Source organism: Pseudomonas simiae (genome assembly GCF_900111895.1).
In the GTDB taxonomy this organism is placed as follows: Bacteria; Pseudomonadota; Gammaproteobacteria; order Pseudomonadales; family Pseudomonadaceae; genus Aquipseudomonas; species Aquipseudomonas simiae.
Window position 1 is genome coordinate 280,058 of the sequence record NZ_FOKB01000007.1, and the last position, 11,869, is coordinate 291,926.

Genomic DNA, 11,869 nt, shown 5'->3' on the forward strand with positions numbered 1-11,869 from the left:
TTACTGGGATTGGATGATGCTCAACCGCTCGCCCACCACCATCTCGGTGATCCAGTCCACCAGGATTGAGGTGTACGCTTGCTGGGACACCGGATCGCTGAGGGAATGGTCGGCACCGTCGATGATGCGATGGGTCAGGGAGTGAGTCTGCTGGCACGCCGCGCGGTAACTCATGATGGTGGCGTGGGGCACGTGGTCATCGGTTTCCGACTCAACGATCAAGACATCCCCGGTAAACGCCGAACACGCGTGCAAGGCGCGATTGGTTTCGGCGTGGACCAAGGTGCTGCGGTAATCCATCAGGTCGGCCTTGTCCAGATCACGCTTGGGCTTGAGCCACTCATGATCGCGGTACAGCGCCGGCACGCGCAGCGCCAGCCAGCGCACCGGGCGCAGTGAGGTAAGAATCGCCGCGAGGTAGCCACCGTAACTGGTGCCCACCACCGCGACCGCCGAGGTGTCGATGGCCGGGTGCGCCAACAGCCGGTCATAGGCCGCCAGCAGGTCGCGCAGGTTGTCTTCGCGGGTGACGCGCGACAATGGAATGCCCGTGCCAGCGTGCCCGCGCAGGTCGAAGGTCAGGCAGACACAGCCCAAGCCGGCGATGCCTTTGGCGCGCTCAAGGTCTCGCTCCTGGCTACCGCCCCAACCGTGCACAAACAACACGCCGGGCACTTTGGATTTGGGGCTCAGGAAGGTGCCGCTCATCTGTTCGTCGTCAATATCGATCGCAATGCTTTCGCTTCTAGCCGTCATAAGATTTAACCGTCACGTACTTGAGAAGAAACTCGCTGTTTTCCGCCGGGCCGCGATACACCTCGATGGCATCGGCCGGCAACGGTTGGTCCACATAGGTTTCCAAGGAGGACACATGGATCGCACGCAGGCCAGGGTTGTTGATAAAACTTTGTAGCGCCGCGACTTCCGCGCTGCTGGCCCCGCCCATCCGCCAGGATTGTTCGAGCACACCACTGCGGCGCTGGCCGTCGCTGTCGAGACCCTGGGCAATGTCATAGTTGCGCCGCGATGCATAGAAGCCAGGGTAGGCTTCATCGGCAGCCGTGTCGAAGACCTGGGCTTGTTTGATGGCTTCGCGTACGTCGTCGGGCAGTTGGAGCTGTAACAGGTCTTCGTAGTAACCCGGCACCACCAGCAGGTTGGAGCCACCGTAAACGTCTTCGCCCTGCCCGTCTTGCGTTAGGTATTGCTCGCCGCAGTAGCTGAACACGTAATCACCGATAAAGCTCTGGCCGACGCTGTGGGTGACCACGTCGTGCAGGTCTTGCTCCAGCACCACGCCTTCGCTAAAGCGTTTCGCGGCATCAGGTCGCGCCAGCACCGCTTCGAATTCATCCAGGCTGTGGATAACTTCCTGCCCTCGGCCCGCGCAGGCGTGCACGGGTTTCAAACGGATGGGTCCACTGTAGAGCAAGCGCGTGGCGGCTGGGCGCGCGTCTTCCAGTGCGAAAACGCTCAAGCCGTCCAGCACGACTTTACGGACACGCTCGCAGAACAGTGCCGACCAACCTTCGGGCGCTTTGGCTTCAGGGCCGAGCAAACCATGGCTGATGGCTTTGGTGCAGATGAAATCGTGGTCAACGTACCCGCCCCACAAATCCTGCGGCCCCGTGATATTGAGCGCTCGCGCCTGGGCCGGGCCGACCAGGGTTTGTGTGGGCAGCAGGTACAGCGCCAGCCCCGCGTGCAGATCAGCGTCATAACTGCCACCGAACTTGAGCCCGAGGATCTGCGCCAGCCAGCGCGCCAGGGCGCGGTTGGTTTCGATTTCATGCAGGGGCGCGCCCTCACGTGTGGAGTGAGCGACTACCAGCTTCTTGCGTTGAATCGGGGTCATGCGTCCCCCTTGGCCATCCCGCCATGTGTGTATACAGAACGTTGCAGAGATCAGGCCAAGGCGCTCTCGGGCAGGAATACTTTCAAATCAACCAGTTGCTGAAAAACCGATGGCAGTTGGCCTGCTCTTTTCTGCACGACGCCCTTCTGATGCGGCGGCGTTCTGCACGATTCACACGCCGAAACGGCTGCGGTAATCGCTGGGCGCCAAGCCGGTGATCTTCTTGAAGGTGGCGCGAAAGGCACTCGGGTCCTGGTAACCCACAGTCCAGGCGATATGGTCGATGGTGCCGTTAGTGAATTCCAGCATCTGCCGCGCCTTGCCCACGCGCAAGTGCTGACAGTATTCGGTGGGTTTCAAACCCGTGGCGTTGCGAAAGCGCCGTAGGAAGGTGCGCTCTTCCAAACCGGCTTCCCGGGCCATCGCGGCCAGGGAAACATCCACCGCGCCGCTGGCCTGCAACCAGTGCTGAACCTTGAGGATGGCCGCGTCGCCGTGGCCGAGAATCGGCGCAAAGTTACTGCCGCATTGGCTGGCACTGTCACTGTGTTCGATCACCAGGAACCGCGCGGTATCGGCCGCGATACTTGGGCCCATCAGGCGGTCGACCAGGCGCAGGCCGAGTTCGGACCAGGCCATCAAGCCGGCAGTGGTGATCAGGTCGCCGTCATCGACGATGGGCTTATCCGCCTCCAGGCGCACCGCCGGGTAACGGGCGGCGAAAGATTTGGCAGAAGACCAATGGGTGGTGGCGCTACGTCCGTCAAGCAACCCACTGCGCGCCAGCATGATCGAGCCAATGCACACACCGCCCAACACCGTACCCGCCGCGTGTTGCTGGCGAATCCACTCCAACAGCGCGAGGGGCGCCTGGTCTTCGGTGAATTCACCAATCGACGGCGGCACCAGCACGGCCATCATCGGTTGCTCGGGGCCAGGGTGACTGCTGAATACGCGCGCCGGTTTACCGGTAACATCCACCTGCCAATGGCTGACCCGCAGCAAGGGCAATTGCGCGGATTGATGTTCGGCGGCGATGCGGTTGGCCACGCCGAACAGGTCGGTCAAGCCATGCACGGCGGCCAACTGCGCACCTTGGTAGATCAACACGCCCAGCTCGACGACCACCATTGTCAGTTTTCCCCCTGTTATTGTCGGCGCAGCCAATCCCCGGTGCGGGCGCCAGCTAAGATACTGGGCCCATCAACCCATCACGAGGCAACACAACATGGCCAAGCAAGCGCTCATCCTAATCGATATCCAGAACGACTACTTCCCCCAAGGCAAGTGGCCACTCGACGGCGTGGACGCCGCGGCAGACAAGGCCGCGCAAGTACTGCAGGCGTTTCGCCAGGCAGGCGATGCGGTGATTCATGTGCGCCATGAGTTCACGTCCGATGACGCGCCGTTCTTCACGCCAGGCTCCGAAGGGGCGCATCTGCATTCCAAGGTGCTGAACGAAGGCAGTGAGCCGGTGGTGCTTAAACACTTTGTGAATGCGTTTCGCGAAACCAACCTGCGCGCACTGCTGGAACAACGCAGCATCACGGACCTGGTGGTGGTTGGCAGCATGAGCCACATGTGCATCGACGGCGTGGTACGGGCGGCGGCGGACCTGGGCTACAAGGTCACGGTGATTCATGACGCGTGCGCGACACGGGACCTGGAGTTCAATGGCCAGGTGATTCCGGCGGCGCAGGTGCATGGGGCGTACATGGCGTCGCTGGCCTTTGGTTATGCGGGTGTGGTGTCGGCAGATGAGTACTTGAAAGCGCAAGCGGCGGCGGCTTGACCGCCACTTGTCGTCTTAGCGTCAGCGGGTCGCGATGATGAACAGGCGCGGAAACGGCAGCAACACGGTGCCATCCGCCAGGGCTGGATAGGCCTGGGTAATCCGCGCCTGGTATTCCTGCAGGAAGGCGGCTTTCTCGCCGTCGGTCAAAGGCGCAAGGAACGGTCTGAGCGCCGATGCTTTGAACCACTCCACCACCGCCGCGTGGTCCGCCAACGGGTGCTGATACGTGGTGCGCCACACATCGACGGTACTGCAATGCTTGCTCAGCAGTTCGTAGTAGTAGCTCGCGGTATGACGCTGGTTGTGTTTGACCGCGCCGATCTTGGCCGACCAAGGACCATCGGCCGCGACGTCGCGGGCAAGCCGGTGGGCAGGCTCATCGAGGTTGTCCGGGGTTTGCACCGCCAGCGTGCCACCGGGCGTCAGTTGGCGGGCCAGGTGCGGGTAAAGCGTGGCGTGGTCCGGTAACCATTGCAGGGACGCGTTGGCCAGGATCACATCGAAGGCTTGCACAGGTTTCCAGTCACCTATATCCGCCAGTTCGAAGCTCAGTGCCGGCAGCCGTTTGCGGGCGTCCACCAGCATGTCGTCGGAGCTGTCCAGGCCGGTGACATGGGCTTGCGGAAAACGCTCGGCCAGCACTTCGGTGGAGTTACCGGGGCCGCAGCCCAGATCCACGGCGTTGCGCACCTCGGCATTCGGAATGGCCGCGACCAAGTCACGGACGGGACGGGTGCGCTGCTGTTCGAACAGTGTGTATTGCTTGGCAGACCAGGTCATCGCGGCTTTCCATCTTGTTGACGTTGGCGCCAGCCTAAATCGTGTGAGCCTCGAGGACAAATACCGAGTGCTGCACGCCTGGTCCGCTTTGCCGAAAACAGCCTCCCCGGTACAAAGCGTTTATAGTCACGACACGTTGAAGATGACATACCTCGTTTTTTGCCTAGGGATGGGAGGCCTATATGACACTCGGAGAATTTCTCTCCCCGGTTACTGCACTTGTTCGTTTGATCACCACGCTGTTCGGCCGAAAGCCCAGCCTCCCCCATAAACGCCTGGAGGCGCGCCTGCTGCTCAGGGGCATCGTGGCTGAGATACCGAAAGAACTGCCGTTTCGCATATGTGATGAAGAAGGCAATCAGCACAGAGGCGTGTACGTGATCGGCATGCTGATCTGGAACAAAGGCAATCAACCGGTCGTGCAATCGGACCTGACGCCATCGGCGCCACTCCAGATACAGGTCGGCGATGACTGCACCCTGGTGAGCGCCAAGACCGTCCCTTTCGAAGACCAGACCGACTGTGCGGCAACGATTACAAGCCCGACGACAATACGCATCGACTTTGACTGCATAAACCCCGGTGAGTACCTGATTGTGCCCATCTTCGTGACGGGCAACGCCATGACCGAAGTCAAGGTTATAGGGCGAATCATCGGGCAGGACAGTCCGATTGATCATACGGCGGAGGAAGTCAGGGCACCGTTCCTCGAACGCTTATCGATGTTGACCTGCTTGCTGCTCATCTTCAATACGTTGCCGGGGTTCTTCATCGCGGGCGCGCTTCTGCTACGGGACTACGGCCTGGACGTCATCTGGAACAAGCCCGAGAGCCTCCCGCCGTACTTGACGCTGCCGTTCACGATGGGCGCGATGATGCTCTCCCTGTTCATCACTTCTCGCATCGTGTATTGGGTCGAACGGCGAAACTACCCGCAGGGCTACCCCCTTCAGGCGGACCTTGAACCTCCCTTGCTGGAGAATATCCGGGCAATGCTCAGCACCGTGTTCAAAGGCAAGAAACATCGGATATCCACATCATTGTTCGACTGGGGAAAACCCATCTTGCTGACAGGCAAGAAAGCCAAACGACGCTCCGTGGATGATTGGATCCGATAGCCTTATGGCCAAGGCCTGTATCCCACCCAATAAAAAACCCCTGAGTCATGGGACCCAGGGGTTTGATGGATACTGACGCGAAGTCGTCCGTTACAATTTTTATGAACACCAAAAAGCATTAAATGGACTACCCCCGCTTGACTAAGCTCAAGCTTGCCAAGCAAAAAAAAACTCAATTATTAAAGAGCAATAATACGCCAAGCCATTTCTTAGCTAACAGATTAAAAAACAGGAACTAAATAAAATCCGTCCCCTTTTCCATGGAAGGTTGGCGGCCGCTCCTTTCCTCACCGGTCATCTCATGGAGGAAAACAACGGGCCAGGCTCCTGAAAAACCCTCATGCGTACGTGCCCTGCTCTCTGACCCCGGTGGGATTTCAATACCAAGCCATTGCGGTATTTCAATATTGCCTTCCACTATTTATAAGGCGTCGGCTTCCACGCTGCGGACATTTCGAGGCTGTATTACACGGCCTATACACTCGCTGTCTAAGCTTCGCAGTGCCGGTTACCCGAGCACCACACAAGACTCGCTTCCGGTGGATGGCTGGTCCTTGCCGGACGGGGTTAGTACCCGCTCGGTTTCTTACGCCATTTCATGACGGCTTGCGCCGTCAATTCCAGGCGACCACGCTTTGTCTGGCGCACATAAATCCGTCCCCTTTTCCTTTCATCCCTTTTCCCCACCGATAGCACAAATACTAGTGCCTTTTTTTTTCTTTACGACTTTTCAGCCATGACAACACCCAAATACCCGCACCTACTGGAACTCCGCAGTAAGCAGCGACTTTCAGAGAGGCATTGATAACGCCAGTCTCAAGCGCCCAATGACCCAGCTTGAAATATGCAATCGTCGCCACAAGTAAATTACCGACAATACCCACCATAAAAAAAACCAGAAAAAAATACACAACTAGCGTACCCAATAGGTACCAACCTACCGTTTTTGGCTTCATTTATTACTTCCCATATTAGATACACCACCGCTGACAATTTCAGACAATACAGAACCTGTCGCCGCTCCTGAGGTTTCGCTCGCAGTATTTCCTATTAATGGTTTCAACTGCCCTGTGATCACATTTCCGGATTTATAACCTATTGCAGTGCCTAGCACAGAGCCCAGCAACGAATACTTCGCATCCTCGCCCTTGATTACACTGCCCAAATAAGCGCCGCTCAATCCGTATCCTTGAGTCAGCCAGAACCCCTTCCCTTGCGTTAATCCTCCAACCGTCGCGGCGATGGATACATCGGTATAGTTAACGTCCTTACCCGTCGATAGCTGATAGCCGAAATTTGCACCGCCGGAAATCAAGGCACCCGCTACCAGCCCTCCTATCCCTACAGCAGGTGCTTCAACTGCCGCCAGGGGCAGACCAACACCGATTGACCATGCTTGTACAAGTCCATTGGCAGGCATTGGCCCATCAAAACCATCGCCCCTCAGGTGCGAACTCATTGCAGCGGTAGCCTGGTCTGGCGTTCCACCCTCTTTAAGCACTTTTTCACCTGCACTCACAGCCCCCGCAATGGCGGGCCCACCAATATGAAACTCATCATTATATTTTTTTGCGTTTCCGGTTACCCAGCTAGCGGTTGCAGGATCACCGTTGACTAGAGCACCCGCCAAAACGCCGACGAGTTGAGCGGTGCCTACCCGGAACTGGGTATCCGTGGCAAACCGGGAGTCCAGGTAGTTACCCAGTTTTTCCGTTGCGAAAGCTGTCAATCCTTCTGAGGCGGCGCCGGCTAAAGCCCCGGTCTTGAAGTCTCCACCTTTAGCGCTTGATAACGCTCCTCCCAATACAGCATGCATCAAGACTTTTTGTGCCGACCCTGGGGTTATTTTCAGGTACTCAGCCAAATCGCCCACCTGCTTGTTGCCAAAGGCTGCCGTCAGGTCCAGCCCTTCGGAAACTGCGGCTGCGCCAAGATTGTCCTTCAAGCTACCGCCGTTAATCGCCGTATTGATGCTGCCGGCTACCAAAGCGTGGGTAGTGCTGCGCAGCACATTGTCACTGACCGTGTTCCAGTCCAGCATGCTCTTGCTATAACCAGGGTTATTGACCCCGTCCGCGTTAAGAATCAACGCCCCGTCGGTATTCCAACCACCGACAGCGGTGTCTATTCCGGCCAGGACTCCGCTAGTGACCATTTGCGTCGCGTAACCCTTGATCGCATCTTTACTGGTGGCCGCTTTCAGTCCCGCACCAATATCACCGCCGCCATTGATTGTCCCAACCGCAAAGTTGCTAGCCATAGCCCCCGCGAGGGGCCCCAGGTAGATGCTGGCGACAATCGAAATAATCAGCGCGGGTGCGGCACCTAATCCCGATTGCTTATAGTCCCAGCTGTCGTGGATCTCCTTGACCATTCGCCAATCAACTTGCCCATTGGCTTCAGCTACTTTGATCCAGGCAAGCTGAGGCTCGGCTTGAACCATTGCATCAATCGTCTGGCTGACAGTTTTTTGGTCAATCTGCTTGAGGTCTATATTGATCTTACCGGCGGCGCGAATAGCGAGTTGCCCCTGCCCCACCATCAAGGTCTGACGTAATGTCTCGTCAGTACTGCCTTCACCTTTGGCACTGTTCCACGCCATATCGCTCTTACTCTTTTCGTGACTCTCCTGCCGCGAGTCTTTAACCGCCTCAAATGTCACCGAGCCACCGCTGACAATCGCAATGTCCCCCCCACTCTGGAGCTTTGCCGCTTGAAACAGCTGATTACTGCCACTTTCGAGCATCATGCTCGAACCGGCTTTGATCTCGCTGCCCACATGGGTGACCTGGGTCACCTCATCACGCTGAGTTTTCTTGCTACCCCAACTGCCCTTTTTATTCATGTCATACAACGAGTAATGACTGTCTTGCGCGGCCAACAGCTTCAACTCCTCACCCGCCTGAATATAGGCTTCGTTGCCGGCGCTGATTTTGCTGGCAACCAGGGTCAGGTCGGTACCTGCAATAGCAACCAAGTTACCGCCAGCGTTTAGCTGAGCGGTTTGCTGGGTCACGTTGTCCAGTTGGGTCGTGGTTTTAGTATTGCCTTTTTTGCCTTTCGAATACTCGTGTTGCTCATTGGCCGCAGAAATAAGCGACACGTTTTCACCCGCTTCAACGCTCAGGTTCTTGGCAGCACTAACGGTGCTGGCAATAACCGCAATATCGCGCCGGGCCTCAATGGCCATGTGGCCGCCAACCTCCACCGTCGACGCATGTTGCAGGATGGTTTGCTCGGTGCCGCTGATGCGCCGCCGCTGATAGGCGTAGTCGTCCTGTTCGGTCTGGCTGGCGATCACTACGTCACGCCCTGCGCTCACACGCTGCGCGGTCTTAACCAACGGTTGATTTCGGCGACTGTCCAGCGGGCTGTCCGCACGTCTAACGATTTTGATCACACCCTGACTGAAATCTACGTCCTCTACCCGCAAATTGAGCAGTTCGCCCCGCCTAATGCCCAGATAGCGAAGCAGCGTTATGATTAAATAATTGCGCTGCTGGAGACCCTTACTAGAAAAAGGATTCTGCGGGTGATCTGGCCAAAGATACTCGAGTACCTAATCCACCAAATGGATGTCCAAGCCCCTCTCATCCCGGTCGACTGCTGAGATGTTCCTTACCTTTGGTCGGCATGCGTTGAGACGCTTAACCATTGCACTCACCTGACTCTCCGTCGCACTACTATCACGCCCGACACGTAATGTTTCAGCCAAAAAGCCAAGGTATTTTGACATTGTGCTGATCCGTGTGAATTGCGTCTGCGCACCGACGCTACGCGTATTACAAGCGACGGTTCTGCCGGCGTTAAGCTTCAAGGTGTGCACCTTCGCGGTTAGTTGTCGGCGCTCCCCACTTAACAGCCGGGCACTAAACGCGACCAACGAAGTAACTTCCTCGCGCAGGAGCAGTCGTCCTGTCGAAAACAACGCTTCAAGATTAATGCCTTGGTTTGCTTACCAGGCATACAGCACTTTAATTGCCGCAAGCGCCCCCTGCACTGTAGAAACGGAGAAGCCGCCAGCACGGACATGGGTCGTGATAAAGAGTGAGGGGTAATACAGAGGGATGCCCGTCTGGGCACTAACCAACAATTTATGCCGCTCGCCATGGCGGAATTGGATGTGTTTTATCGCCAATAAAGTCATCGGGATTACAACCCATGAAAATTTTACATTTTTCAAGGTAGTACACAATCCTGAAAATCGGCAAATCGCGACGTAAAACTTTACAACGTGAACCATCAAAAAAGCCCCTTAAATAGGGGCTTTCCGACAAAAACTTTACAATAAAGTCTCAGGTAAGTCCTAGAACGGAATATCGTCATCAAAGCTGTCAAAATCCGGAGCCGGTTGCGGGGCAGCCTGTTGTGGCGCTGGGCGCGACTCACGCTGTGGCTGCTGGCTTGGCTGTGGGCGGGACTGCTGTGGACGCGGTGCCGAGTTGGACATGCCGCCTTGGCCTTGTTGGTCGCCCTGCGGACGGCCGCCCAGCAGTTGCATGGTGCCTTGCATGTCGACCACGATTTCAGTGGTGTAACGCTTGATGCCGTCTTTTTCCCACTCGCGGGTCTGCAGTTTGCCTTCGATGTAGACCTGCGAACCTTTGCGCAGGTACTCACCAGCGATCTCGGCAACCTTGCCGAACATCGACACGCGGTGCCATTCGGTTTTCTCGACCTTCTGGCCAGTCTGCTTGTCGGTCCACTGTTCGCTGGTCGCCAGACTCAGGTTGGTCACGGCGTTACCGTTAGGCAAGTAGCGAACTTCGGGATCCTGGCCGCATGTACCGACCAATATGACTTTGTTAACCCCACGGGCCATAACGTTCTCCTAGGCTGGGCGCGCTGTCGGCACTGGGTTGACCAGTTGCTCGAGCGTCGCGCGATCCAATAATTCGGTGTCCAATTTGATGTAAATGGCCGCCTCTTCCGCGACCACGACTGCATCTGTTACCCCTACGACGGCCTTAAGGCGCTCTACCAGGCCGCTTTCGCGGATCGCCTCAGGCGATAGCGGCAAACGCAAACTTGTGACGTAGGGAGGTTCGCGCATGGTAACAGCAAAGGCCAGCCAAAGTGCAGCCAGCCCGGCGCATCCGAGGAAGACAACCGACAAACCGCCATGCTGGAACATCCAGCCCCCCATGATGCCGCCCAGTGCAGAGCCGAGGAACTGACTGGTGGAATACACCCCCATCGCCGTGCCCTTGCCACCGGCCGGTGAAACTTTACTGATCAGCGAAGGCAGTGACGCCTCCAGCAGGTTGAACGCAGTGAAGAACACCACCGTGCCGATTACCAGCGCCCGCAGGCTGTCGCCGAACTGCCAGAAGAATAGCTCAGTGAGCATCAGCGTCGTGACGGCACCGAGCAGGATTCGTTTCATTTTGCGTTTTTTCTCGCCATAAATGATGAACGGAATCATGGCGAAGAATGAAATCAGCAGCGCTGTCAGGTAGACCCACCAGTGCTGTTCCTTGGGCAGACCGGCTTTTTCCACCAGTGCCAGGGGCAAGGCAACGAAGCTGCACATCAGCATGGCGTGTAATACGAAGATACCTAAATCCAGGCGCAGCAGGTCGGGGTGCTTGAGTGTCGGCAAGAGTGCCTTGCGCGCGACACCCGATTCGCGATGCTGCAACGTGCCGGTGGAGCGCGGCACCATAAAGGCCACGATCACGATGCCGAACAGCGCCATGCCGCCGGTGGCGAGGAACAGTCCGTGCAGGCCGAACGCGCGGGTCAGCAAAGGGCCGACGACCATGGCCACGGCAAACGACAGACCGATGGTCATGCCGATCATGGCCATGGCCTTGGTGCGGTGTTGTTCGCGGGTCAGGTCCGACAGCAAGGCCATCACGGCCGCGGAAATCGCGCCGGCGCCTTGCAGGATACGCCCGGCAATCACGCCCCATATGGAGTCGGACTGGGCCGCCAGCACACTGCCGAGGGCAAACACGATCAGCCCGAGGTAGATCACCGGGCGACGGCCAATACGGTCGGAAATGATCCCGAACGGGATCTGGAAAATGGCCTGGGTCAGGCCATACGCGCCAATGGCCAGACCAATCAATGCGGGGGTCGCGCCGGCGAGATCCATTCCATAGGTCGCCAGCACCGGCAACACCATAAACATGCCCAGCATACGGAAGGCGAACACCAGGGCCAGACCGCTTGCCGCTCGGGTCTCGCCGCTACTCATGCGCTCGCTGTGGGGATCGTGCATGGAAAAACCTCATGTGAACCGGCGGCGATTCTACCAGTCCCATCGATTGAGAGGGTATATGCGGCGCTTTGCCGCGCAGCTTTCATCTAAGGCTG

Annotated in this window: 10 protein-coding genes and 1 pseudogene; 2 read left to right on the forward strand and 9 right to left on the reverse strand. The window is 57.5% G+C overall.

From position 1 onward, the window contains the following. From BMZ57_RS21745 to BMZ57_RS21755, 3 genes are all read right to left on the reverse strand, one after another. The gene (locus tag BMZ57_RS21745) at nt 1-756 is read right to left on the reverse strand and encodes an alpha/beta hydrolase family protein (protein WP_010206862.1); all 756 of its coding nucleotides are present in this window, start codon (nt 754-756) and stop codon (nt 1-3) included. Further along, entirely contained in the window at nt 746-1,855 is a 1,110-nt protein-coding gene (locus BMZ57_RS21750; RefSeq protein ID WP_010206864.1) for a DUF3182 family protein, read from the reverse strand. Before BMZ57_RS21750 ends, BMZ57_RS21745 begins: the two co-directional genes overlap by 11 nt. Before the next feature lie 171 nt (nt 1,856-2,026). Then, entirely contained in the window at nt 2,027-2,986 is a 960-nt protein-coding gene (locus BMZ57_RS21755; RefSeq protein ID WP_010206866.1) for a GlxA family transcriptional regulator, read from the reverse strand. A 97-nt stretch (nt 2,987-3,083) separates the two neighbouring features. Between BMZ57_RS21755 and BMZ57_RS21760 the strand changes: the two genes are divergently transcribed. Further along, nucleotides 3,084-3,647, forward strand: coding sequence for a cysteine hydrolase family protein (locus BMZ57_RS21760; RefSeq protein WP_010206868.1), 564 nt, complete (start codon nt 3,084-3,086; stop codon nt 3,645-3,647). A gap of 21 nt (nt 3,648-3,668) precedes the next feature. On the opposite strand, the gene tam is transcribed toward BMZ57_RS21760, so the two are convergent. Next, a complete protein-coding gene (tam, locus tag BMZ57_RS21765; protein ID WP_010206869.1) occupies nt 3,669-4,430 on the reverse strand; it encodes a trans-aconitate 2-methyltransferase in 762 nt (253 codons plus the stop codon). 182 nt (nt 4,431-4,612) lie between these two features. On the opposite strand from tam, the gene BMZ57_RS21770 reads away from it, so the two are divergent. After that, nucleotides 4,613-5,548, forward strand: a complete 936-nt coding sequence (locus BMZ57_RS21770) for a hypothetical protein (protein WP_042570816.1) — start codon at nt 4,613-4,615, stop codon at nt 5,546-5,548. Nucleotides 5,549-6,249: 701 nt separating this feature from the next. Here the strand turns inward: BMZ57_RS21770 and BMZ57_RS29320 are convergent. From BMZ57_RS29320 to BMZ57_RS21790, 5 genes and pseudogenes are all read right to left on the reverse strand, one after another. Continuing rightward, nucleotides 6,250-6,504 (reverse strand): hypothetical protein, encoded by a 255-nt coding sequence (locus BMZ57_RS29320; RefSeq protein WP_069673118.1) that lies wholly within the window; start codon nt 6,502-6,504, stop codon nt 6,250-6,252. After that, nucleotides 6,501-8,849: pseudogene (locus BMZ57_RS21775) on the reverse strand (DUF637 domain-containing protein); the annotation flags it as partial. The pseudogene BMZ57_RS21775 and the gene BMZ57_RS29320, both read right to left, overlap by 4 nt. Before the next feature lie 654 nt (nt 8,850-9,503). Beyond that, on the reverse strand, nt 9,504-9,791 hold the full coding sequence (locus BMZ57_RS21780; protein WP_010206872.1) for a hypothetical protein: 288 nt from the start codon (nt 9,789-9,791) through the stop codon (nt 9,504-9,506). A gap of 63 nt (nt 9,792-9,854) precedes the next feature. After that, the gene (locus tag BMZ57_RS21785; RefSeq protein WP_003232445.1) at nt 9,855-10,370 is read right to left on the reverse strand and encodes a single-stranded DNA-binding protein; all 516 of its coding nucleotides are present in this window, start codon (nt 10,368-10,370) and stop codon (nt 9,855-9,857) included. A gap of 9 nt (nt 10,371-10,379) precedes the next feature. Beyond that, nucleotides 10,380-11,774 (reverse strand): MFS transporter, encoded by a 1,395-nt coding sequence (locus tag BMZ57_RS21790; protein WP_010206876.1) that lies wholly within the window; start codon nt 11,772-11,774, stop codon nt 10,380-10,382. Nucleotides 11,775-11,869: the final 95 nt, after the last annotated feature.